We start from the raw sequence: 23,227 nt of genomic DNA on the forward strand, positions 1-23,227 counted from the left end.
GCTACCGCATGAGCAATCCAGAGACAGGAAAGGGGACGAGGACGTCATGCAGTACAGGACCGCATAACCAACAGTGAGGCTATTCCATGTTGATCAAGTTTCCCTCGAAGATTCCTGCGTCGGAAATAACTCCCGAACCTATTTATCGGGCGCGTCGTGACTTTATGCGCGGGGTGGTGGGAGCAGGGGCCGGCATGGCGCTGTCGTCAGCCTGGGCCGCTCCGGCACATACCGATAAGGACGCTGTTGATCGCGGCCCGGACTGGCTGCGCCAGCAACTGGCGGCTGCTAAGCCCGACGTGGTGGTGGCCAAGGAGTCGCTGACGCCGTTCTATAACGTCACTCACTACAACAACTTCTACGAATTTGGCTATCAGAAGGAAGACCCCGCCGCTAACAGCGAAGGCTTCAACCCCTATCCGTGGAACGTGGAAATCGCCGGAGAGGTGGGCAAACCCGGTAGCTATCATCTGGAAGATCTGCTCAAAGGGATGGAGCTGGAGGAACGGGTCTACCGCCTGCGCTGCGTTGAGGCCTGGTCGATGGTCATTCCATGGATCGGTTTTTCACTGGCCTCCCTGCTTAAGCGTTTTGAGCCTACCAGTAAGGCTAAGTATGTCGCCTTCACTACTCTCAAGGATGCCAAACAGTTCCCTGAGCAGAAGAGTTACTTCAGCAGTATTGACTGGCCGTATATCGAAGGGCTGCGTATGGATGAAGCGATGCATCCGCTGACCATCCTGGCAGTCGGTCTCTACGGTAAGGCGCTGCCCAATCAGAATGGCGCGCCGTTAAGACTGGTGGTGCCATGGAAATATGGCTTCAAGAGTATCAAATCGATTGTCAGGATTGAGCTGACCGAGACGCAGCCCAAAACCACCTGGAGCGAGATTGCACCGGATGAGTACGGCTTCTATGCCAACGTCAATCCCAAGGTCGATCACCCGCGCTGGAGCCAGGCCACCGAGCGGCGTCTGCCTTCTACCCTGTTCAGCCCCAACATTGTTCCTACCCAGATGTTTAACGGCTATGCCGATGAAGTGGCGTCGTTATACAGCGGTCTGGACCTGCGCAAGTTTTACTGAAGCGGCTAAGCATGCTGCGGGGAGTGACTGATGTCGTCACAGCCCCGCTGACAAGTGCGTTCTGAAGAGGAGCACGGTTTGAAAACCCTGCCTGTAAGCGCCCGGCGCGTGCTGATCTTTGTCCTTGCCAGCCTGCCTTTCGGCTGGCTGTTGTGGGCAACCTTTACCAATCACCTCGGCGCTGACCCGGCCAAGACGGTCGTCTGGCAGACCGGGCTGTGGGCGCTGCGCCTGTTGCTGATCACCCTGTGCGTGTCGCCAGCACGACGGCTGCTGCAGTGGGGCTGGCTGATGGTGCACCGGCGTATGCTGGGGCTGTTCGCGCTGTTCTACGCGGTGCTGCACCTGCTGGCGTACCTGTTTTTTATTTTGGGAGCAGACTTCAGCCGGCTGGGCGAAGAGCTGATCAAGCGCCCCTACATTACCGTGGGTGCACCTGCTTTGCTGATCCTGGTGGTGCTGGGGGTTACGTCCACCAGAGCGATGATGCGGCGGCTGGGCAAATCCTGGCAGCGCCTGCATAACAGCGTCTATGTGGCCGTGCTGCTGGCCTGGCTGCATCTGTTCTGGCAGGTGCGCTCCAGCTATTTCGAAGCCGCTTTGTACGGCAGCATCACTGCGGCACTGCTGCTGATCCGTCTGTACTGGTGGTGGCAGCGCCGGCAGAAGGTCAGGAGTGTGGTACATCCGGGCCAGATGGAGCGAGGTTGAACGAGTTTTCCGCGGGGATGGCTGGCCAGTGGATGCGGATTGATAAAAAGGCGTAGCAGAAAGACGCTTTCTCCGAGCATATTGTGCTTTGCCATCCATCGGCTTTTGCCGGAGAATGGTGCCCCCTCAACCCGGTTGCAACAAAGGATTCTGGTCTATGAAGCCTGGTTTGCGCATCGTTATGGCGCAGCTCGATTTTCTGGTGGGAGATATTCCCGGCAATACTGCCAAGGTGATTGCGGCTGCCAATGATGCCCGTGACCGGCTGCAGGCAGACCTGATAGTGTTCCCCGAACTGACCCTGACCGGCTACCCGCCGGAGGATTTGCTGCTGCGTCCCAGCTTGCAGCTGCGCGTCAGTAAAGCCCTGCAGCAGGTGCAGGAAGAAGTCCGCGGTATCGGCGTGATGCTCGGCTACCCCTGGCGTGAGCCGGAAGGCCTGTACAACATGGCCGCCTACATCGAAGAAGGACAGGTTCAGGGCATCTACCGCAAGCAGAGCCTGCCCAACTATCAGGTATTCGACGAGAAACGTTATTTTGTCCCCGGCCATCTTCCCTGCGTGGTGGAGATCAAGGGCCGCCCGGTGGCCATTACCATCTGCGAAGATATGTGGCAGCCACAGCCGGTGATGCAGGCTCGTGAGGCCGGTGCCGAGCTGATCATCAACCTCAATGCCTCACCGTTCCACATCGGTAAATGGGAAGAACGCCGCAAGCTGCTGGCTGAACGTGCCCGCCAGGCGGGCTGCCCGATTGTCTACACCAATCTGGTGGGCGGTCAGGATGAGCTGGTGTTTGATGGTGGCTCCATGGTGGTGGACGGCGAAGGCCAGCTGGTAGCGTCCGCTCCCTGCTATGAAGAAGGTCTGTATCCGGTCGATTTCCAGCTGGAGCCTGCCCTGACGCCGGTGGCGCAGAGGCTGGCACCGCAGCCGGACAAACTGGCTTCCGTTTACTCGGCACTGGTGGCCGGTGTACGTGATTACGTCAACAAGAACGGCTTCAAGGGTGTGGTACTGGGCTTGTCCGGTGGTATCGACTCGGCCCTGACGCTGGCCATTGCCGTGGACGCGCTGGGCAAGGAGCGGGTATCGGCGGTGATGATGCCGTTCCGTTACACCTCTTCCATGAGTCTGGAAGATGCGCAGGCAGAAGCCACCACGCTGGGCGTCGATTACCGCATCCTGTCTATCGAACCCATGTTTGAAGCCTTTATGGGCACCCTGGCCGATTCGTTTGTCAATACCGTGGTGGATACTACCGAGCAGAATCTGCAGGCGCGCTGCCGTGGTGTACTGCTGATGGCCCTGTCCAACAAGCTGGGCTATCTGGTGCTGACCACCGGTAACAAGAGCGAAATGGCGGTCGGTTATGCCACCCTCTACGGTGACATGGCCGGTGGCTTCGATGTGCTCAAGGATGTACCGAAAACGCTGGTGTTCAAGCTGTCCGAGTATCGCAACCGCCTCGGTGCGGTGATTCCGCAGCGGGTCATTGACCGTCCGCCATCAGCTGAGCTGGCACCGGATCAGGTGGACGAAGACAACCTGCCCCCCTATGAAGTGCTGGATGCCATTCTGGAGCTGTATATCGAGAAGGACTACAGCGCCCATGCCATTGCCGCGCAGGGCTTTGAGCTGGAAACCGTCAAGCGCGTGATTCGCCTGGTGGATGTTAACGAATACAAACGCCGTCAGGCAGCCATTGGACCTCGTATCACCCAGCGCGGCTTTGGCCGTGATCGCCGTTATCCCATCACCTCTGCCTGGAAGTCGGGCGAGTAACGCCTCGTTTCCTCCCTGTCATGTCTCACGCATAAAGGCTGCCACTGGCAGCCTTTATGCTTTCTGCAGATTCTTCATCACTCAGATTCAGGGCCGAGGGCTCCGCCGAGCCAGCGTTGTTGATAGTGCTGCAGCGGATCATACAGCTCTTCCTGTTTGGTCAGATTGAAGTGGCGCTGACCACGTGGGTCGTTACCGACACCGGCCAGATACTGCCAGTTACCCCAGTTGCTGGCGACATCAAAGTCCAGCAGCTGCTGCTCAAACCACGCCGCACCATAGCGCCAGTCCAGTTGCAGTTCGTTGACCAGACAGCTGGCTACCAGCTGCCGGCCGCGATTGGACAGCCAGCTGGTATGAAGTAGTTCCTTCATGCAGGCGTTCACCAGCGGATAGTCTGTCTGGCCCTGACACCACTGCTGAAAGCGCTGAGGCTCATGGCGACCCGTCAGTACTTTACCCTGCTGGCCGGAGGGGGCAAACAGACGCGCCCCGTGCTTCTCCAGTACCCACTGGAAATATTCCCGCCACAGTAACTCAAAGCTCAGCCAGTATGTGGAATCATTCCTGTCGTAGCGTTCTTCATGCTGGTGCAGCGCTGCCAGCACCTGACGAGCGGACAGGCAGCCGTTGGCCAGCCAGGGTGACAGTCTGGAGGAGTTGCCCCATCCGCACAGCTCATTGCGGGTCTGCTTGTAGTGCCTGACCTGCTGATGCCCGAGCAGATAATCGTGCAGCTGGGCTTGTGCGGCACTGGCACCGCCCTGAAAGGGGTTGCGGTCTTCCTTCTCTTCGAGCTTGAGCCAGCGCGTCAGCTGTTCACGCCGGAAGGGGTGTGCCAGTGGGCTGAGCGACAGTGGTTCCGGCCAGCGCACCGGTTCGGGCAGTACGGTATCGGGCAGCGGATGCTGCTCTACCTGCTGGCGAAAGGGAGTAAAGGAAACGGGGAGGGCAGGCAGGGCAAAGGGCAGTTGCTGGCGACTGAACAGGGTATGGGCAGCGTCACCGAGGAGGCACTCTGATGGCCATTGATCAAGCAGGTGCCGGTACTGCTGCTGTTCGTAGACGCCGGGGTGATGATTGCAGCCGAGCAGATCCATCGGCCTGAGCTGGCACAGCTGGCGGAGTGCCCCGACGGGCTCAGCGCAGAGCAGCCAGAGCGAATGCCCCCGCCGCTGCAGTTGCTGATGCAGGTCTTCCAGACTGTCGAGCAGAAAGCGGGCTCGATGTGGGCCCAGCGGGCAACAGCCAAACGGGCCGGGATCACGCCAGCGAGGATCGACCACATATACGCAGGCCTGCTGCTGGCAACGCTGAGTCAGCTGCCACAGGGCAGGGTTATCGTGCAGGCGCAGATCGTGTCGGAACCACAGCAGCCCTGTGGTCGGCAGAGAGTCAGACATGGCGTTACATTCATGGCGTTCGGGTTGTTTACGAGCCCCGCCGGCGATGGATCACCGCCCGTGCCCGTCAGCGGCGTGCCAGCAGTTTCTTCATCTGCCGGGCAAAAGTGACCACCGGGCTGTTACTGGCTTCGTCGTGGCGCATCACCACCTGCCAGTCAATAAACAGGCCCTGCTCGGTAACCCGTCGCTGCTGCAAGCCTCCCTGTCGGAGGTAGGGGGCGGCGGTCCAGCTGGGCATGATGGTGATGCCGAGCCCTTCACGCACAAATTCCACCACGGCTTCGGTCATCCCGGCTCGAATCACCCGGCTGGGCAGGCGCTGATAGCGGCTGAACAGCTGTTCATACTCCCGGCCCTTGTCTGGTGTGGTGTGATAAGCGATGTAGGGCTCGGCCACGATGTCCTCCACGCTCAGCCAGCTGTGCTGGCCCAGAAGGTGGTTCGCAGGCAGCAATGCCATCATCTCATCGGTAAACAGCGGCAGGGTGCGAAACCCTTCCGCGACCCGGCCGGAAATCAGGGTCAGATCAATATGGCCCTGACGCAGTGCCTTGAGGGGAGCCAGCGAGACATCGGGGATAATCTCGATGCTGACGCTGGGATGGCTGAGCTGGAACTGGCGCAGAAAGCCCGGCAGCCAGTGGCAGCCACTGTGGCTCTCAAGACCGATGCGAATCACATGTTCGATCCCCACCGTCAGTTTGCTGATGTCGTTCTCTGCCCGTTCCAGCTCACCGAGAATCACCTGAGCCGAGTGCAGCAGGCGGTTACCGGCGCTGGTGGGCACCAGCTTCTTGTTATGCCGGTAGAACAGCGCGGTGCCGACCAGTCGCTCCGCCTCGCGGATACGATGACTGAGGGCAGACTGGGTGACACCAATCTGTTCTGCCGCCTCGGATACGCTGCCTGACTCTGACAGCGCCTGAATCATCTGCATATGACGGGTGGTGAGTTTGATGCTCATGGCGCTGTTCCTGCCAAAAAAATTCATAAAAATGCGCAGTTTTATGAAATGTACAGAGTGAAACCCCCTCAGTAAACTCGCCTCTCAATAGCACAGGAAGATGGTGCTCGTGTTCGGCGCGCTATCTGACAACAACAAAACAACGCCCTCCAGGCTTAGCCCCTGGCGGTGCAGAACCGGGAGCATCAACATGGGTTGCCCATACAGTCATTCCAGCCCTGTCTCTGAGCATGGGCAGGGCGGAGGTGCCAGTGGCGAGCAGAAAGCCGCCATGGTCGATCTGGCCGATGAACAGGTGCACTGGGATCAGGACATCAGCTACGGTCAGTACCTGAGCCTGGGGCCACTGCTCAATTGCCAGCACCCTCGTTCCACCCAGCACGATGAGATGCTGTTTATCACCATCCATCAGGCTGCCGAGCTGTGGATGAAACTGTGTCTGCATGAAGCCTACGGCGCCGTGGCCCATATCCGTGCCGATAATCTGCGCCCGGCCTTCAAGATGCTGACCCGGGTAGCACGTATTCAGGATCAGCTGATCAGCGCCTGGGAAGTGCTGGTGACCATGACGCCGGCCGACTATGCCAGCTTCCGCGATGAGCTGGGGCAGAGCTCTGGCTTCCAGTCCTACCAGTACCGTGAGCTGGAGTTTCTGCTGGGCAACAAGAATGCCAGCATGATCGAGGCGCACCGGGGCCATGCCCGTCACTATCAGCATCTGACCGACGTGCTGCAGGCACCCAGTATCTATGACGAAGTGCTGAAGCTGCTGCGTAAACGTGGCTTTGCTATCCCTGACAGCCATGTCCAGCGTGACTGGTCACAGCCCTATCAGGCCAGTGCCGACGTCGAGGCGATCTGGCTGGAAATCTACCGTAATACCGCCGCGCACTGGGATCTGTACGAGCTGGCGGAAAAGCTGGTGGATATGGAGTTCAACTTCCAGCGCTGGCGCTTCAGTCACATGAAAACCGTTGAACGCATCATCGGCTACAAACGTGGCACCGGTGGTACCGGCGGTGTCAGCTATCTGGTCAAGGCGCTGGATCTGCAGTTCTTCCCGGAACTGTGGGCAGTGCGCACAGCCATCTGAGGCGAGGGCATTGCATGTCACGAATTTGGGATATTTCCCAGACGCTGCGCACAGGTCTGCCGGTGTGGCCGGGGGATACCGAGTATCAGGCTGACCGTACCTGGATACTGGAAGGCGGCTGCCCGGTGAATGTTGCTAAGGTGGGCTTCTCCACCCACAGTGGCAGCCATGCCGATGCACCGCTGCACTATGATCCGCAGGGGCTGGCGATCGATGCGGTGGCGCTGGATACCTACATCGGTCCCTGTCTGCTGCTGGATGTGCGGCATGCCCGCGGGCTGGTTGAGCCTGCAGATATCGAGGCGCAGCTGCCTGAGCATGTCGAGCGCGTACTGCTGCGTACTTACAAGCAGTTTCCGCATCAGCAATGGCATTCCGACTTTATTGCTATCGCCGCTGCCACGATTGAACTGCTGGCAGCTCGTGGTGCCCGTCTGATCGGTATCGACAGCCCCTCTATTGACCCTGAACAGTCAAAAACACTGGATGCGCACCATACGGTACGCCGCCATGGCATGGCGATTCTGGAAGGTCTGGTGCTGGACGATGTGCCAGCAGGCCACTACGAACTGATTGCCCCCCCTTTAAAACTGAGCGGTCTGGACGCGTCTCCGGTCCGAGCCTTACTGAGGAGTATTGAACGTGACTGAGCAACTGAACCGCGAACTTTTACAGCGCTGGGATCAGGATGACGAGCTGGCGGGATTCCGCGAACAGTTTCACCTGCCTGACAACCTGATCTACATGAATGGCAACTCACTGGGCGTAATGCCTAAGCAGGCACTGGCGCGAGCGCAGGATGTAGTAGGGCGTGAGTGGGGCAATGACCTGATCCGCAGCTGGAATATCAACCACTGGATCGACCTGCCCCAGCGTCTGGGTAACAAGATTGCCCGTCTGGTGGGCGCTGATGAAGGTGAAGTCATCGTCTGTGACTCCACCTCCGTCAACCTGTTCAAACTGGCTGCCGCTGCGGTGCGGATGCAACCGGGGCGCAGCAAGATCATTTCCGAGCCGGGCAACTTCCCGACGGACCTGTATGTCCTGCAGGGGGTGGAGCAGTTCAGTGATGGCCGGGTGCAGCTGCATACCGTCGAGCGTAAGCAGCTGCTGGAGGCTATTGATGAAGATACGGCGGTCGTGGTTCTGACCCATGTGCACTACAAGAGCGGCAGCATGTTCGATATGGCGGCGCTCACTGCCCGTGCCCATGAAAAAGGGGCACTGATTCTGTGGGATCTGAGCCACAGTACCGGTGCCGTGCCGGTGGATCTGAACGGCGTCGGCGCTGACTTTGCCATTGGCTGTGGCTACAAGTACCTCAATGGTGGCCCCGGTGCGCCTGCGTTTCTGTTTGTTGCTCGCCGCCATCAGGCGACCCTGCAACAGCCACTGAGCGGCTGGTTCGGCCATGCCAATCCGTTCGCCATGCGTGATGACTACGAGCCTGCCCCTGGCATTGAACGTACTCTGTGCGGTACTACCAGTGTTATTGGTGCTTCGGTACTGGAGGTCGGTGTCGATCTGATGGTGGCAGCGGATATGACCAAGGTGCGTGCCAAGTCGGTGAAGATGGGTGAGCTGTTCATCGCACTGGTCGAGCAGCGCCTGCAGGGGCTGGGTTTTACCCTGGTTTCCAGCAAGGATTCTGCCCAGCGTGGCAGTCAGGTATCGCTGCGCCATGAGCAGGGTTACGCCATCATGCAGGCATTGATTGCCCGTGGGGTGATCGGTGACTTCCGTGCACCGGACATTCTGCGCTTCGGCTTTACCCCGCTGTACCTGCGTTACGTGGATATCTGGGATGCGGTGGAGGTGCTGGCTGACATCATGGCCACAGGCCAGTGGCAGCATAGTGATTATCAGGTGCGTACCAAGGTCACCTGATCCGCGAGCGGTTAACGACTGCTTGCCTGCTCACCTTGATGTGAGCAGGCTGTCTGTCGAATCAGCATGGCACAGGGGCGGTATCTGTCTTCTGGAAAGCGACTGATACCCAGCTGAGCTGGAACTGTATGCGGTTCAGCGTTACCAATGTGACTGTATTGTTAAGGTCTGGTGACACCTTCACCACCGCGCCTGCTGCAGGATACCGATTTCATGGCCGATGCTCCTTCTTCCCTTTCTGCCTTACTGCGTTGCTGGTTACCCGGTGAGGCGGCTGGGCAAGGTCATACCACGACGGCAATGGGGCAGCGGTTGTCGCCGACCCTGAGTCAGGTCACCCGCTGGATGCGTGATGCCCAGCACCAGCTGACAGTACATCGGGCCGCCTTGCAGGATGGTCATGTGATGCTGCTGGCCACCTCGCTGGATGCTGAGGCGCTGGGTACCGGTTATGCACTGATCGGCGACTGGGATATGGCGCGCAGTTACTGGCTGCGTGCCTGTCATTATGGTCGGCAGGCACTTAGTCAGGCCACGCAGCAGGCGCAGTCCGTCTCCGCATGCGACTGCCTGCGGCTGGTGGTCTGTGCTCTGGCGGCCGGGGATATGGCACTGGCCCGACAGTTGATCTGCTTGCAGCAGGCGCAGGCCGGACAGGTTGGTCTTAACAGGCTGGCCGGAGTCATACTGAGTGTTCTGCTGCTGTGGCTGGAGGGGCAGGGTAGTCAGGGGAGTGCTCTGCTCCGACAGGCCATCGGCAGCAGCCGGACTGATCGTCAGTATCTGTTCTGCTATCGCGGCCTGCTGGCGATGTGCTGGGCGCTGCTGGGTATTTTCAGTGCTGATGCGGCGATGTTTAACGCCGGTGTGATGGGGCAACTGGCCGTACATCATCATTGGGCGCTGGGGCGGGCAGGGGACAGTGAGGAGGAGTTTATCTGCCTGTCGGCGCTGGCCATGATCAATCTTGGTCAGCTGCAGGGGCTGGAGCAGGATGTGTTCGACCTCTTGATTCCACAGGGGCTGGTACTGGCGCGTACCTGAAGCACGCGTCTTTGCTGCCACCTCTGCACTGCGTTAACCCTTGCAGGCTGCTAGACTCCAGTGACATGTCCTACCGGCAAGGAACAGCCCGATGTCTCTCAAACATCACTTTGAACTGATGGCCCACTACAACCAGTGGATGAACGATCAGCTGTATGAGGCCGCTGCTCAGCTTGATAACTATTCGCTGATGCTGGATCGCGGTGCTTTCTTTGGTTCTATCCTCGGCACTCTCAATCACATTCTGGTCGGTGACACCCTGTGGCTGCAGCGCTTTGCCAGACATGGCCAGACCCTGGAGTCACTGCAGCCCATGCTGGATATACCGACGCCCGGCAGTCTGGATGCGGCACTCTATGACACTCTTGAAGAGCTCTATGGTGCACGGCGCATGCGGGATAACCTCATCATTGCCTTCAGTCAGGAGGCGGATGACAGCCACTATCTGGCGCCGCTGCGTTACCGCAACAGCAAACAGCAGCTGTTTGAAAAGCAGTTCGGCTATCTGGTTCAGCATTTCTACAATCACCAGACTCATCACCGTGGGCAGGTCACCACGCTGCTCAGTCAGGTCGGTATTGATGTTGGTATCACCGACCTGCTGGCACTGGTACCTGAGTTTGAATAGCACAGGCCAGTAGCCGCATACCAAGGTACACCGCGGGCAAGGATGCCTTGATTGGCACCCATGCCCAGGCACCCGTCGGACTGTCTTTACTGCTGCTGGCCTGGGCCGACAGGTTCTCGGCTTGCTCAGGCCAGACAGGCATCCTCGGCGATGGAGCCAATCAGGCCATACTGTCGCTGTGACCAGCCCTGTACCAGACGAATGGCCCGCAAGGCGATCTCGTCCAGTTCGGCAGCGGTGCAGTTGAGCGCGGGCAACAAACGGATCACCTTGTCACGGGTGACCGAAATCAGCAGTTGCTCATCGCCGAGTGCGCGGGCGACCAGCTCTTTGCAGGGCCGGTCCAGCTCAATGCCGACCAGCAGCCCGTGGCCTCTGACTGCAACCACACCGGGCAGCTCCATCAGTACCTCCTGCAGGGTGTCAAGTAGCCGCTGACCACTGCGCTCCGCCTGAGGGATGATGCTGTCCTGCTCCATCAGCTCCACCACTTTACATCCCACCCGGCAGGCCAGGGGATTACCACCGAAGGTGGAACCGTGGTGGCCGGGCATCATCAGACCATGCGCCTTGCCACTGGCCAGACAGGCTCCGATGGGAAAGCCATTGCCCAGGCCCTTGGCCAGCGTGATGACATCGGGCTGGATGCCTGCGTGCTGAAAACCAAACCACCGGCCAGTGCGGCCCATACCGGTCTGTACTTCATCGATCATCAGCAGCCAGTCCTGCTCATCGGCAAGGGTGCGCAGTGCCTGCAGATAGTCACTGCCTGCCACCCGCACACCGCCTTCCCCCTGTACCGGCTCGACCAGCACGGCAACGATGCCGGGATGCTCCTGCGCTGCCGCCTGCACGGCCGCGATATCGTCATAGGGCACACGGATAAAACCCGGCATCAGCGGGAAGAAACCATGATGTACGGCAGGGTTGCCGGTGGCGGCGAGGGTAGCCAGGGTACGGCCATGGAAACTGTTCTCCATGACCAGAATCTGCGGTGCTCTGACCTGTTTGCGGGTGGCATGCAGGCGGGCCAGTTTCAGCGCCGTTTCATTGGCTTCTGAACCTGAGTTGCAGAAGAACACGCTGTCCATGCCGGCGAGCTGACACAACCGCTCGCCCAGCCGCTCCTGCCAGCGGATGCCATAGAGGTTGGAACAGTGCAGCAACTGCCCGGCCTGCTCGCTGATGGCAGCGGTGATCGCCGGATGACTGTGGCCCAGATTGGTGACGGCGATGCCTGCCACCGCATCCAGATAACGCTTGCCCTGTTCATCCCACAGCCAGGCGCCCTCGCCGTGGGAGAAGGTAACGGCCTGCCGGGCATAGGCAGGCATCAGATGAGAGTGGCTCATGTCGGTGACCCTGCAGCAAGCTCCAGCGGGGTAAAGGTATGTTCGGCATGGATTATCTGCACGCCTTCCGGGCCACTGGCCAGCAGCCGGCGCTCCTCGATGGATTTCTGCGCGCTGAGCTGAAATCCGGCAGCGTCGGGAAACAGTGCGGCCACTTCCATGATGGCCTGTTCTGCCCAGGGGGTGCCGGACTCGAAGTGGCCCAGCAGTTTGCCATGACGGTGAATCACCAGGCGGTAGACGCTCATGTTGTCATCCTGATAACGGGTAGGTGGGAAGAAGTAATTCGGCAGACTGCTGGCTGGCGGTCAGCTGCAGGGCGCCAAGCACGATATCGCAGGCCCGGCTGACGGCTTCGTGCAGCGGCACCTGATGCAGCAGACGCGCCGTCAGGCTGGCGCAGAACAGATCACCCGTGCCTTTGGGATAGCAGTCGAGACGCGGGTGACGGATCACCTCGGCACGGTCCGGGGTGACGATGGCTACCCACATTTCGCCGGGTTGCCACTCCTCGGGAGCCGCACTGGTCACCACGATCCACTGTGCACCACTGGTCTGCAGCAGCTGTCTTGCGGCCGTCTGTACCTGCGGCCAGGTGGCGGTGGGCAGCCCGGTCAGACAGGCCAGTTCATAGCCGTTGGGGGTCAGTCCGGTGGCCTGTTGCAGCACATGCTGGCGGTAGGCCTCGACCATGCCGGGGGCGACGTAATTGCCGCAGTCGTGATCACCCAGCACCGGGTCTATGACGACCAGAGCCTGAGGTCGCAGCAGGCGAATGTCTGCCAGCCAGCGGGCCAGCAGGGTTGCCTGAGCCGGGCTGCCCAGATAGCCACAGAGCACTGCCTGCAGCTGACCGAGGGCGTCGCGGGCGATCAGGTCGCGCAGAAAGCCGTTGAACCAGTCGCTGGCGACGGCGCCGCCATGCACGCTGGGATAGTGCGGGGTGTTGCTGAACAGCACCGTCGGCACACTGGTCGCGTTCAGCCCGTGGCTGTGCAGGGTGGGCAGGGCGACGTTGTTGCCAACGCGCCCGTAGACCACCTGCGACTGTACCGACACCACATCCAGCGGCAGCGGTCTGGCACTCCTGCTGGCGGTGTCAGTCGCGTGTGGAGAGGTCGCCATCACAGCACCGCTTCGGGAGCGTCAATGACGGTGTGCTCCAGCCAGGCGGACATGGCTTCACGCGCTACCCGCTCCAGTGCGCCTTTCAACGGCTGTGCCTGGGCTCGCAGCTGGCGTGGATCGATACCCACCTGACCGATTTCGTTGGCATGACCGACCAGCCACTGTTCGATGCGGCTGGGATCGGCTTCCAGATGGAACTGCAAACCCAGCACGTTGCGGCCATAGGCAAAGGCCTGATTGGGACAACACTCAGTGCCTGCCAGACGTGTCGCCCCCTGCGGAATTTCAAACTGATCGCCATGCCAGTGCAGTACCGGGATGTCGCCCAGTGCCGCCAGCGGGCTGTTGAGACCGGCTGTCGTGAGGCTGAGTGGAGCAAAGCCGATTTCCTTGTAACCCATGGGAGAGACCGTCGCGCCCAGTACCCGTGCGATCAGTTGTGCACCCAGACAGATGCCCAGCAGTGGCCGGCGGCTTTGCAGACGGGTCTTGACCAGTGCTGCCTCCTCGGCAATGAAGGGGTAGGTATCATCGTCAAAGGCACCCACCGGCCCACCGAGGATGACCAGCAGGTCGGGGCCGATGGCATCCAGACGGGCCAGATTGGCCTGAGTGGCGTCCACATAGGTCACCTGATAGCCCTGCTCCTGCAGCAGGGGTTCCAGAGTACCGAGGTCTTCAAACTGCAGATGGCGCAACGCAACGACAGACTTCATAGATCAATCCCTAATGTATGGCTGTATTGAGCCACGGCGATTGGCCGTGGCATGGCTGATTAATGGCTGATGCCCGGATCAACGATGATGTGCCCGGCACGCGGAAAGGTGCAGCAGGCCAGAGCGTACCCCTGTGCCTTGTCCTGCTCGTCCAGACAGAAATCCGGCTCGCGATGCACCTCGCCGCTGACGTGGACCCGGCAGCTGCCACAGATCCCGGAGCGGCACTGGTTTTTGATCGGGATGCCGTGGAGTTGCAGGTTGTCGAGTAACGACAGGCTTGGGTCGGCGCTGACATGCTGCTCGGAGCGGGTCAGTTGCAGGGTGATCCCGCTGTCCTTAGCACTCTGCGCGGACGGTTCATCGCGCGTCGGCGCAGTAAAGGCCTCCAGCAGTAACTGGCTGTCGGGATAACGCTGGCTGATGTGCTCACGGATGGCGTGAGCAAAGGCAAAGCCGCCGCAGGCGATCACCGTCTCGGGTGCCTGTTCCAGCTCGAACGCTGCCGCAGTTGGCCGGCCAGAGTGAAACTGGCTGTGGCTGAGGATCGGCTCGCGGGTGATGTAGGCATCGAAGTGAAACCAGCGACGAGTCAGGCTCAGCTGCAGCAACTCATGCAGGAAGGGAATGCTCACCACATAGGGCGCGCACAGTATCAGTCTGATAGCAGGGACGGGCAGGCCGGCATCGTCACGCTCAGCCAGAGCATTGAGCAGGGCCATTGGCAGCGTAATACCGATCCCGGCGGCCACCATCAGTACCTGACGTGCATCCTTGATGCGGTCGACGGTGATGCTGCCGCTGACGCCTTCTACCGCCAGTACAGACCCCGCCCTGAGGGTGGCATGCAGGCTGTCGGACAGGCCCTGCTTGCCCGTCCGCTGGACGGCAATCTCTATCGTGTCTGTTCCTGTGGTACGGATCACAGAATACAGGCGCCGTTGCGGACGGCCCTGCAGATCCGGGTAGACGAGGGTGATGTGCTGACCTGCCGATATCGCCTGCCGCACTGGCGAGTTCTCCAGCTTCAGCCTGAACAGCCTGACATCGTCGGTTTTCAGGGATGAGCTTTCGCAGCGTGCTTGAACGGTCGGCATCACAGCGTCATCCCCTTGCCATGTCGGCCAGTCGCCGCTGTATGGCTCGGGAGCGACAGGGTGCTGGCGGCACCGGACAGGCCGATACGGTCAATCAGACGCTCAACCGAGTCGGTATACACACCGACCTCATTGCTGTCGCCGGTGTCGTGGAGAATGTCTGCGCCATGCGGCATGCCAATCAGGTTAAACACTGCCTGCCAGGCGCCCAGCTCATTGTTGGCAAACATCTCTACGGTCTTACGCACCGTGCGGCGGAAGTACTCCCGCTCCTTCTCGCTCAGGCCGCGAATAATGTCCATCGCGGAGAAGCTGAAGACGCTGGAGTGGCTCCACTCATCCACTGCATGGGTACGGGTGACCTCATGGCAGATGGGCTGGATGGAGGTATCTTCCGCCATGGTTTTCAGATAGTCGGTGATCAGCGTTTCACTGGCGCAGGCGATGGCAAAACGGGTCAGGCGACGTTCCCACTCGGCGCCGCAGGACGTCAGTTGCTGGCGCCGCCACTGCACCAGATTGAAGTCGGTGAAATCCAGCGGTACCAGCTGGCGGTGGTCATAGATGTAATTACAGGCCATGACGGACATGCGTGTGTGCAACGCTTCATCCAGCAATGCCTCAGACATGACATCCTGCAACAGGGCGCGGTTGTTGCTGGCGGGCGGCGTCTTGATGATGTCTTCGCAGGCCGGTGTCACCACATCACATTCGATGTAGATGGTCTTGAGGTTATAAATGCCCCAGGCATAGGACAGGCACGCAGACCGGATGGCTTCAGGAGCTTGAAGCCAGGCATCATGATCACGAAAGGGGAGCAGGGATTCACTGAAATCACGCTTGCTGGCATCGAATGCCAGCTCGGCATAGACCGGAATATCCTGATTGACCGCTGCACGGGTGCGCCAGAGGGTGGTCAGCTTCTGCAGCATCTTTTGCACGGCATCTTCCTGAGAAATGCTGAACTGTTCCATGTTGTTCATCCTGTTAGCTGTAATTGACGCGCGTTGGCGGGCAAGGCGCGGTGGTCAATTCCGTCGTAGCGGTCGTCTCGCTCCTGAATAAGACGGCGATACGGGGAGTTGAATCGTTCGTTTTAGTTATGTGCTCAGTTGGTGTAACGATTTAAAGCCAGCGGATCATGACCCTGTTTTACTGCTCACCTCCCGGCCAGTAATAGCTGTCTGGCAGCGCGCGGGCACCGAAAATGGCTTGGCCTACCCGTACCACGGTGGCGCCTTCTTCAATGGCAATTTCAAAGTCGCCGGACATGCCCATCGACAGCTCGTTAAGGCTTACGCCGGGCGGGGTATCTGCTTGCAGCTGGTCACGCAGGGTATGTAGCAGGCGGAAGCAGGTTCTGACGCGCTCGCCTTCTGCTGACAGCAGTGCCAGCGTCATCAGTCCTCTGACTCTGAGATGGGAAAACTGCGGCAGTGCCTGAAGAAAGTCGGCTACCTCATCCGGTGCCAGACCATATTTACTGGCTTCGCCCGAGGTGTTGACCTGTACGAATACATCCAGCTGGCGGCCTTCGAGCTGCAGGCGGCGGTCCAGCGCTTCGGCCAGACGCAGGCTGTCGAGAGCCTGAAATTCGCTGGCAAAGCGGGCAACCAGCTTGGCTTTGTTAGTCTGCAGATGGCCGATGACAGACCACTGCACGTCAGTCAGCTCAGAGAGGTTCTGCCATTTACGATGGGCTTCCTGTGGTTTGTTTTCCCCTAATTGCCGACATCCTGCGGCATAGGCGAGGCGTATACTGGCTTCGTCCATGGTCTTGCTGACGGGCAGCAGCCTGACTTCCTGCGGCGAGCGGCCAACCCGGGCACAGGCGCTGGCGATACGTTGTTGCACGGTAGCCAGATTGTGTTGGAAGTCGGCAACGCTGTGGGCCTTGGGATAGCGGCCGTGCAGGTCATGCTGTGGCTGCGTATCCAGAACTTCAGCGATATTTGATTCACTCACCGTTCAGTCCCTTTGCTGTGGAGTGGCGTGATAGAGGTAAACGCACTATGCTGCGTTTTGTCACAGTGCGAAGTATATATTGTCATAGGACAAAATGAAAATAGCTGGAAAAACCGCTGCCGAAATCTTTGACTGCATTCGGCTCATGACGCGTTCAAAGGCTTTACAGCCGGGCGACGCACTCCCTCCCGTCCGCGATCTGGCTGTTGCGCTTGAGGTCAACCGCAATACCGTCGCTGCCGCCTACAAGCGTCTGGTTGCGGCAGGCATTGCTGTTAGTCAGGGGCGGCTGGGGACGCTGATTCGTCACACGGAAAACATGGTGGAGCGCGAGGGCGGGGTGCAGGGGTCACCCCTGATGGATGTTGCCAGCGGCAACCCCAACCCCCAGTGGTTGCCGGATGTGGCCGCCGCTCTGGCGCAGCGACCATACCGCCCCCGGCTGTACGGTGAGCCCACGGTAAATGCCGAGCTGGAAGCGTACGGCCGCCGCTGGATGGAACCGGATTGCCCAGCCGCAGGCGAGATCAATCTGACTCACGGGGCGGTCGATGCGGTCGAGCGGTTGCTGGCGGCGGAGCTGGTTGGCGGTGACAAGGTGGTGGTGGAAAGCCCCTGTTTTCTCAGCAGCATCAATACGTTGCGGGTCGTGGGGCTGGTGCCTGTGGGGGTGGCTGTCGACAGTGAAGGGATGTGCCCTGCGGGGCTGGCTGCTGCGCTGGAAGCCGGCGCGCAGGCGGTAGTGCTGACACCACGGGCACACAATCCGACAGGCTGCAGCCTCAGTGCCGGGCGGGCGGCACAGTTGCAGGCTTTGCTGGCGCAGTACCCCCATGTACTGATCATCGTCGATGATCATTTTGCGCTGTTATCCAGCCAGCCCTATCACTCGGTCATTCCTGCTTCGGCAGAGCGCTGGGCCCTGATTCGCTCGGTGTCCAAGGTGCTGGGGCCGGACATGCGGCTGGCGCTGGTGTGCAGCGATGCCCAGACCTCGCGAAGACTGCGTCTGCGGCTGGTCAGTGGTACCAACTGGATCAGCCATCTCTTACAGGATGTGGTGCTGGCCAGTCTGACTTCACCGCTGTTTGAGCCGCAGATCAGCAGGGCAAAAGCCGATTACGCGCAAAGGCAGCAGTGGCTGCGTCAGGCATTGCAGCAGCACGGTTTGCAGGTGCCTGCCAGCTGTGATGGGCTGAATCTGTGGTTACCTTTGCAGCAAGAGGCGCAGCCTCTGGCTCATGCCCTGGCACGTCGGGGCTGGCTGGTGCGTAACAGCGAACCGTTCTGTCTGGATGAGGCCGTGGCAGGGTTACGTCTGACCATTGCAACACTGGATGAACCGCAGGCACACAAGCTGGCGGAAGATATCAGGGCTTGTCTGGGCTAGTCTGCACCAGACTCTACCGAGGAGAAGGAAATGCCTTTCAGTGCAGAAGAACGGCAGGTACTGCTGGCGGTTAAAGGTGTCGGTGGCACGGTGATACAGCGCTTTGAGGCGCTGGGGATCGCGTCGCTGGCTCAGCTGGCCGGGTGTGACAGCCAGCAGATACTGGAACAGGTCGCTGCGATGCTGGGCAGCTCATGCTGGAAAAACAGCCCGCAGGCGCGAGGGGCGGTCGAGGCTGCCATTGCCAGGGCACAACGGGCAACTCAGGACGTGCTTGTGGCGGAATGAGCGTGGCGCAGGGACGCTGACCGAGGCGTAAATTGCCCCCGTCGGCGGCCACGACTATCATAGGCGGCTTTGTTTGCCGACGACCTTATCCATCATGCTCAAATACCATCCTGCGGCATCGGTGCCTGCCGATGTGCCCCGTAAGCCTTTTAATGCCCGTGGTGCCAATGTGCGTCGCTGTCAGGCGTGCCAGTTGCCAGAGCAAGGCTGTATTTGTGCATATAAAGCCGCTGTGGCGGCTGACTGCGAGTTCTGGCTGATCATGCATCATGATGAGCTGTTCAAACCTTCCAATACCGGGCGACTGATTGCTGACGTCCTGCCCACCACCGAAGTATTCGAGTGGAGCCGTATTGATCCGCCGGCCGCATTGCTTGAACGTCTGGCGGATGAGCGTTATCAACCCTATCTGGTGTTTCCTGCTGACGAACCTGAGGATCAGGCACGACTGCTGCCGTTCCAGCGTCAGGCAGAGAAAACACCGGTATTCATTCTGCTGGATGGCACCTGGCGTCAGGCGCGGAGGATGTTTCGTCACAGCAAGTGGCTGCAGTCGCTGCCGCTGATCAGTTTTACTCCCGAGCGCAGCTCAGGTTACGGCCTGCGTGAAGCAGCAGAGGAAAGCCATCTGTGTACTGCGGAAGTGGGCATCGAATTACTGAAGCTGGCCGGCGAGCCCGCAGCTGAAGTACTGGCGCACTATTTCCATGTATTCAACGTGCACTATCTGGCGGGGCGTCGGGGCACCCATCAGGACGATGCTGAAGCCAGCCGGCAGTGGCTGCTGGCGCAGCAGGCGTGAACGGAGCATTGAGGTAAGTATGACGTTAACGACAATTCTGACCGTGCTGGGGCTGGTACTGATCGTGGTACTGCTGCCAGTGGTGCTCAAACTCTGGCGTGATGACCGCCAGCGGGTGGCGGCACAGAAGGAAGCTGAACAGGCGCTGCTGAAGCAGGTGGAAGAGCAGCGCGCCTATGTTATCGAGAGCGTGCGGGTGATCACCTCGGCGATGCGTGACGGGCAATGTGAGCTGACAGAAGGTTGCTTGCGACTCAAGGGACTGCTCGACAATACCTTCCCTGAATTGCTGCAGCATCCTGATCTGCAGGTACTGGAGACGGTATGGCAGCGCACGGAACATATTCCACGCAAGGAGGCGTTCAAGCGGCTGGAGCTGAAAAAGCGCCGGGTGCACTGGAAGGCCATGGATGAGATGGAAGCCGAGCTGCAGGAGCCTATTCAGCGTGCGGTCAGCCATCTGCAGGCGCAGCGCTGGACCACCTGAGCCGGGCAGCGGGAGCGAGCAGCACTATGCCATTTATTGCCATGTTTGGTCTGACCCTGATCGTTATCCTGCTGTGTCTGTGGGTCTTCACCCATATGGGCGTGCCTTCTTACCGACCCTCGCGGGCGAAGGTGGAAGCGTTACTACAGGGCGTGGTGGATGGCTACACCCGGCGGGAGGAGTGGGAGCTGTTCCTCGGCTATCCCATTCACTATGACCCGGAGCTGGAGCAGATCAGGGTACGTTGTGTGGCGCTGGAGGAAGGTGATGATGACCATCCGCCGTTTCCCCATGGCCTCAATGGTTACCTGTACAACCGTGCCGGGCGGGCCAGAGCTGAACATATTCTGCGCAGTGTCAAACTGCTGCGCAGCAAGGAGCTGGAGCAGCGCGAATTCTGAATCAGTGTGCCCGGCGCAAACGAATCAGGGCTCGCTGCTATCTGACTGCTGATGCAGTGTCTGATAGTTACCGCCGTAATCAATATGGATGTAGTCGGCGTTGGCCAGATCCCGGGCGACGTCCCCGGCATAGTCGTCACTGGCGCAGTAGTATTTGCCACTGCTGTCGGCATCAATGCCCTGTTGCTGCATCTGCGCCACCAGATCCTGGTAACTGGCGATCACACTGGCTGCTGTGTTGCCTTCGAGAATCACCAGACAACGGCGGTGCTCACGTTTGGCACGGTCGTGGTCATACTTGCTTTTAGCGCTGTCACTGCTGGCCAGCTGCAGACCGGTCAGGCGGTTGCCGGCCATGGCGCTGTTATCCCCAGTGGCGTTCGAGGCTAGCACCGGGGTGGTTATCCACAGCCCCGTCAGCAGGCTGGTGAACACCACTGCCGCTATTGTTCTGCTCACGTCTGTACCTTCCTCTCAGAGCGCCCGATACCCTTGGGTAGCGAACGGGAATGATGTCAGCGACTGGGAATGCGTGGTCGCAATTCGCGGAATCCGCCACCGTTTATGACATGCAGATAGCCCGCCTGTTCCAGTGCCTGACGGGCAATCTCTGCACGACGACCTGATGCACAGTAAAGCACTACTGTCTGCTCTTTGCTGATGCCCTGTTCGGCAAAGCGGGCGACGACCTCTTCGTAGGGAATATGGCTGGCCTCTGGCACATGGCCCTGTGCGTATTCTTCGGCGCTGCGAACATCCACCACCAGCGCGCCGCGCTTGACCATGCTGGCCGCGTAGACGGGGTCGCCCTCGGCCTGCACTGCAGTGCTGGCGGTTCCGAACAGCAACGAGCAGAGCAGGGAGGCGATGGCGGGCAGGCGAAACTTCATAAGTGTTGTCCTTAACTGAGCCGGCTAATGAATGATGGCAGTGACTGGTTGTGCTTGTGGCTGGCAGGTCGCTTATTCAAGCCACCTGCCAGCCGCGTGTTATCGCTGGCTGACTGCCTGCTCGATACGATCCAGTGCCTGCTTGAGCACATGCATGGTGCAGCCAAAGTTCAGGCGGACAAACTGCTTGTTGCCGAAGTCCGCACCGGGTGACATGCCCACGCCGTGCTGTTCAAAGAACTGCTGTGGGTTTTCGACCCCGAGACCACTGGCATCGATCCAGGCCAGGTAGGTGGCTTCGATGGGTTGCAGCGTCAGGCCGGGGATAGCGTTGATGCGTTCGACACAATAGTCACGGTTCTTGCGCAGGTAGCCCAGCTGGCTGTGCAGCCAGTCATCACCGTCCTGATAGGCCGCTGCGGCTGCGGTGTAGGCCAGCAGGCTGACATCGGGGACGATGCCTTTGCGGGCGCGGTTAAATTTCTGCCGCAGGGCATCATCACTGATGATGGCAAAGGAGCAGCCGAGACCGGCGATATTGAAGGTCTTGCTGGGCGCCATCAGCGTAATGGTGCGTCTGGCGATGGTGTCATTCAGACTGGCCAGCGGTATGTGCTGCAGGCCGGGTTCCAGCAGCAGATCACAGTGGATCTCATCGCTGCAGATGTAGCAGTCGTAGCGCTCACAGATATCGCCCAGTTGCAGCAGTTCCTCATGGGTATACACCGTGCCGCCGGGATTGTGCGGGTTGCAGAACAGCAGCAGGGCACCGGGGCCGGCTTGCTGCAGCTCGGTTTCCAGCTGGGCAAAGTCCAGTACCCAGCGCTGCTCCTGCAGCTGCATGGGGACCTTGGTCAGCTGGCGTTCAGACAACAGCGGGGCGGTGACGAAAGGAGGATAGATCGGGCTGGGGCTGAAGACATTGCCACCCGGTCCGACCAGACTGCGGCAGGCCAGATGCAGCCCCGGTACCAGCCCGGGCAGATAGACGATCCATGCCGGGTCGATCTGCCAGTCATACAGACGCTGCATGCGCTCGACGATCAGTGCGGTCAGGGTCGTGGGTGGCTGGGTATAGCCAAAAACACCGTGGTCGACACGTTGCTTGAGGGCATCGATAATGGCGCCTGGCACCACAAAATCGGTATCGGCGACCCACATCGGTAATACATCACTGCCGTGGTATTTGTCCCATTTGGAACTGAAAGTACCCTGGCGGTTAACCGGTTTGTCGAACCTGTGCATTTTCTTTTCCCTGTCTCTTGTTACCTGTGACTGATGATACTCCCAGCCTCCTTTTTCGCCCAACCCCCGCTCCTGCTGGCGCGTGCGCTGATCGGCAAAATCATTCGCCACCGTGTCGGTGATCAATGGTTAGCGGCGCGCATTATCGAGACCGAAGCCTATGACCGCCGTGACCGTGGCAGTCATGCTTCACTCGGCTATACCGAAAAACGCAAGGCGCTGTTTATGGCGCCGGGCACGCTCTATCTCTATTACGCCCGCGGGAAAGACTCACTCAACTTCAGTGCCGAAGGGGAGGGCAACGGTGTGCTGATCAAGTCAGCACTGCCGTGGAGTGACAGCCTGAGCCCGGCCAGCAGTCTGCAGCAGATGCAGGTGCTTAACCCTGACAGCAAGGGGTTGCCGCGTCCTCTGGCGCGGTTGTGCAAAGGGCAGACACTGGTGTGTAAATCACTGGGGCTGACCGTCAGGGAGTGGGATCAGCAGGCTCAGCATCCGCAGCGGCTGCGGGTGGAGGATGTGGGATATACGCCGGTGGCACTGTTGCAGAGCGTGCGTCTGGGGATTCCGCCGGGGCGTGATGAACACCTGCTGTGGCGCCTGATCGACCGGGCCGAGGCACGTCACTGCACCCAGAATCCGCTGACCCGGCCGCAGCTGCCGTGCCATGAGATTCTGCCCGGGCAGCCGCTGGTGGTCAGTGAGCCGGAGTAGCCTCCGCCGGCTTTAAAGCCAGCATCTGCCTGCGGTTTGAGGCATAATGGCAGCCCCTTGCGGGAGTGGTGGCAACAGCTGCATAAACACGCTCATACAGACAATAAGACTGCACGCATGGCCCGCGCCTGACAGCCCTGCATGTACT

At 59.8% G+C, this 23,227-nt stretch carries 26 protein-coding genes; 14 read left to right on the plus strand and 12 right to left on the minus strand.

The window, feature by feature from the left end; translation table 11 throughout:
• Positions 1 to 86 precede the first annotated feature (86 nt).
• The 3 genes from msrP to QCD60_RS15385 all read left to right on the plus strand — a co-directional run bounded on the left by msrP (position 87) and on the right by QCD60_RS15385 (position 3,582).
• Positions 87 to 1,085, plus strand: coding sequence for a protein-methionine-sulfoxide reductase catalytic subunit MsrP (msrP, locus tag QCD60_RS15375; protein ID WP_279786753.1), 999 nt, complete (start codon positions 87 to 89; stop codon positions 1,083 to 1,085).
• A gap of 78 nt (positions 1,086 to 1,163) precedes the next feature.
• On the plus strand, positions 1,164 to 1,796 hold the full coding sequence (locus QCD60_RS15380; RefSeq protein WP_279786756.1) for a sulfoxide reductase heme-binding subunit YedZ: 633 nt from the start codon (positions 1,164 to 1,166) through the stop codon (positions 1,794 to 1,796).
• A gap of 157 nt (positions 1,797 to 1,953) precedes the next feature.
• A complete protein-coding gene (locus QCD60_RS15385) occupies positions 1,954 to 3,582 on the plus strand; it encodes an NAD+ synthase (RefSeq protein WP_279786758.1) in 1,629 nt (542 codons plus the stop codon).
• 77 nt (positions 3,583 to 3,659) lie between these two features.
• Here QCD60_RS15385 and QCD60_RS15390 read toward each other — a convergent pair whose 3' ends face one another.
• Together QCD60_RS15390 and QCD60_RS15395 are read right to left on the minus strand one after the other, a co-directional pair.
• Positions 3,660 to 4,985: a DASH family cryptochrome gene (locus QCD60_RS15390; protein WP_279786760.1), complete on the minus strand. Its 1,326-nt coding sequence runs from the start codon at positions 4,983 to 4,985 to the stop codon at positions 3,660 to 3,662.
• Positions 4,986 to 5,052: 67 nt separating this feature from the next.
• Positions 5,053 to 5,952 carry a LysR family transcriptional regulator gene (locus QCD60_RS15395; protein ID WP_279786762.1) on the minus strand — a complete coding sequence of 300 codons (900 nt, stop codon included), beginning with the start codon at positions 5,950 to 5,952 and terminating at the stop codon, positions 5,053 to 5,055.
• Positions 5,953 to 6,223: 271 nt separating this feature from the next.
• Between QCD60_RS15395 and kynA the strand changes: the two genes are divergently transcribed.
• The 5 genes from kynA to QCD60_RS15420 all read left to right on the plus strand — a co-directional run bounded on the left by kynA (position 6,224) and on the right by QCD60_RS15420 (position 10,604).
• On the plus strand, positions 6,224 to 7,045 hold the full coding sequence (kynA, locus tag QCD60_RS15400) for a tryptophan 2,3-dioxygenase (RefSeq protein ID WP_279787929.1): 822 nt from the start codon (positions 6,224 to 6,226) through the stop codon (positions 7,043 to 7,045).
• A 14-nt stretch (positions 7,046 to 7,059) separates the two neighbouring features.
• Positions 7,060 to 7,695: an arylformamidase gene (kynB, locus tag QCD60_RS15405; RefSeq protein ID WP_279786764.1), complete on the plus strand. Its 636-nt coding sequence runs from the start codon at positions 7,060 to 7,062 to the stop codon at positions 7,693 to 7,695.
• Positions 7,688 to 8,932, plus strand: coding sequence for a kynureninase (kynU, locus tag QCD60_RS15410; RefSeq protein WP_279786766.1), 1,245 nt, complete (start codon positions 7,688 to 7,690; stop codon positions 8,930 to 8,932). Before kynB ends, kynU begins: the two co-directional genes overlap by 8 nt.
• A 213-nt stretch (positions 8,933 to 9,145) precedes the next feature.
• A complete protein-coding gene (locus tag QCD60_RS15415; protein WP_279786768.1) occupies positions 9,146 to 9,976 on the plus strand; it encodes a hypothetical protein in 831 nt (276 codons plus the stop codon).
• 91 nt (positions 9,977 to 10,067) lie between these two features.
• Entirely contained in the window at positions 10,068 to 10,604 is a 537-nt protein-coding gene (locus QCD60_RS15420; protein WP_279786770.1) for a DinB family protein, read from the plus strand.
• 125 nt (positions 10,605 to 10,729) lie between these two features.
• Here the strand turns inward: QCD60_RS15420 and QCD60_RS15425 are convergent, their stop codons facing one another.
• The 7 genes from QCD60_RS15425 to QCD60_RS15455 form a co-directional block, all read right to left on the minus strand.
• Complete coding sequence (locus QCD60_RS15425) at positions 10,730 to 11,956, minus strand: aspartate aminotransferase family protein (protein ID WP_279786772.1); 1,227 nt, start codon at positions 11,954 to 11,956, stop codon at positions 10,730 to 10,732.
• Complete coding sequence (locus QCD60_RS15430) at positions 11,953 to 12,204, minus strand: cytoplasmic protein (protein ID WP_279786774.1); 252 nt, start codon at positions 12,202 to 12,204, stop codon at positions 11,953 to 11,955. The genes QCD60_RS15425 and QCD60_RS15430 overlap by 4 nt, the downstream gene beginning before the upstream one ends.
• Before the next feature lie 4 nt (positions 12,205 to 12,208).
• Positions 12,209 to 13,081 (minus strand): pyridoxine/pyridoxal/pyridoxamine kinase, encoded by an 873-nt coding sequence (pdxK, locus tag QCD60_RS15435; RefSeq protein ID WP_279786776.1) that lies wholly within the window; start codon positions 13,079 to 13,081, stop codon positions 12,209 to 12,211.
• Positions 13,081 to 13,800: a glutamine amidotransferase gene (locus QCD60_RS15440; protein WP_279786778.1), complete on the minus strand. Its 720-nt coding sequence runs from the start codon at positions 13,798 to 13,800 to the stop codon at positions 13,081 to 13,083. Before QCD60_RS15440 ends, pdxK begins: the two co-directional genes overlap by 1 nt.
• A gap of 59 nt (positions 13,801 to 13,859) precedes the next feature.
• A complete protein-coding gene (locus QCD60_RS15445) occupies positions 13,860 to 14,897 on the minus strand; it encodes a 2Fe-2S iron-sulfur cluster-binding protein (protein WP_279786780.1) in 1,038 nt (345 codons plus the stop codon).
• Complete coding sequence (locus QCD60_RS15450; protein WP_279786782.1) at positions 14,897 to 15,871, minus strand: diiron oxygenase; 975 nt, start codon at positions 15,869 to 15,871, stop codon at positions 14,897 to 14,899. The genes QCD60_RS15445 and QCD60_RS15450 overlap by 1 nt, the downstream gene beginning before the upstream one ends.
• Positions 15,872 to 16,049: 178 nt before the next feature.
• Positions 16,050 to 16,862, minus strand: a complete 813-nt coding sequence (locus QCD60_RS15455) for a YggS family pyridoxal phosphate-dependent enzyme (protein WP_279786784.1) — start codon at positions 16,860 to 16,862, stop codon at positions 16,050 to 16,052.
• Between the two features lie 94 nt (positions 16,863 to 16,956).
• Between QCD60_RS15455 and ptsJ the strand changes: the two genes are divergently transcribed.
• From ptsJ to QCD60_RS15480, 5 genes are all read left to right on the plus strand, one after another.
• Complete coding sequence (ptsJ, locus tag QCD60_RS15460) at positions 16,957 to 18,252, plus strand: transcriptional regulator PtsJ (RefSeq protein ID WP_279786786.1); 1,296 nt, start codon at positions 16,957 to 16,959, stop codon at positions 18,250 to 18,252.
• Between the two features lie 30 nt (positions 18,253 to 18,282).
• On the plus strand, positions 18,283 to 18,540 hold the full coding sequence (locus tag QCD60_RS15465; protein ID WP_279786789.1) for a helix-hairpin-helix domain-containing protein: 258 nt from the start codon (positions 18,283 to 18,285) through the stop codon (positions 18,538 to 18,540).
• 73 nt (positions 18,541 to 18,613) lie between these two features.
• Complete coding sequence (locus QCD60_RS15470; protein WP_279786791.1) at positions 18,614 to 19,342, plus strand: DTW domain-containing protein; 729 nt, start codon at positions 18,614 to 18,616, stop codon at positions 19,340 to 19,342.
• Between the two features lie 19 nt (positions 19,343 to 19,361).
• Positions 19,362 to 19,829, plus strand: a complete 468-nt coding sequence (locus QCD60_RS15475) for a DUF2489 domain-containing protein (RefSeq protein ID WP_165838433.1) — start codon at positions 19,362 to 19,364, stop codon at positions 19,827 to 19,829.
• Positions 19,830 to 19,855: 26 nt separating this feature from the next.
• On the plus strand, positions 19,856 to 20,230 hold the full coding sequence (locus QCD60_RS15480; protein ID WP_104154442.1) for a hypothetical protein: 375 nt from the start codon (positions 19,856 to 19,858) through the stop codon (positions 20,228 to 20,230).
• Positions 20,231 to 20,254: 24 nt separating this feature from the next.
• Here QCD60_RS15480 and QCD60_RS15485 read toward each other — a convergent pair whose 3' ends face one another.
• The 3 genes from QCD60_RS15485 to QCD60_RS15495 all read right to left on the minus strand — a co-directional run bounded on the left by QCD60_RS15485 (position 20,255) and on the right by QCD60_RS15495 (position 22,365).
• On the minus strand, positions 20,255 to 20,689 hold the full coding sequence (locus tag QCD60_RS15485; RefSeq protein WP_279786794.1) for a hypothetical protein: 435 nt from the start codon (positions 20,687 to 20,689) through the stop codon (positions 20,255 to 20,257).
• 56 nt (positions 20,690 to 20,745) lie between these two features.
• Entirely contained in the window at positions 20,746 to 21,120 is a 375-nt protein-coding gene (locus QCD60_RS15490; protein ID WP_279786796.1) for a rhodanese-like domain-containing protein, read from the minus strand.
• A gap of 99 nt (positions 21,121 to 21,219) precedes the next feature.
• Positions 21,220 to 22,365 carry a PatB family C-S lyase gene (locus tag QCD60_RS15495; RefSeq protein ID WP_279786798.1) on the minus strand — a complete coding sequence of 382 codons (1,146 nt, stop codon included), beginning with the start codon at positions 22,363 to 22,365 and terminating at the stop codon, positions 21,220 to 21,222.
• Positions 22,366 to 22,398: 33 nt separating this feature from the next.
• On the opposite strand from QCD60_RS15495, the gene QCD60_RS15500 reads away from it, so the two are divergent.
• Complete coding sequence (locus QCD60_RS15500) at positions 22,399 to 23,079, plus strand: DNA-3-methyladenine glycosylase (RefSeq protein ID WP_279786801.1); 681 nt, start codon at positions 22,399 to 22,401, stop codon at positions 23,077 to 23,079.
• The last annotated feature ends 148 nt before the right edge of the window (positions 23,080 to 23,227 follow it).

The sequence above is a fragment of the Pokkaliibacter sp. MBI-7 genome (genome assembly GCF_029846635.1).
In the GTDB taxonomy this organism is placed as follows: Bacteria; Pseudomonadota; Gammaproteobacteria; order Pseudomonadales; family Balneatricaceae; genus Pokkaliibacter.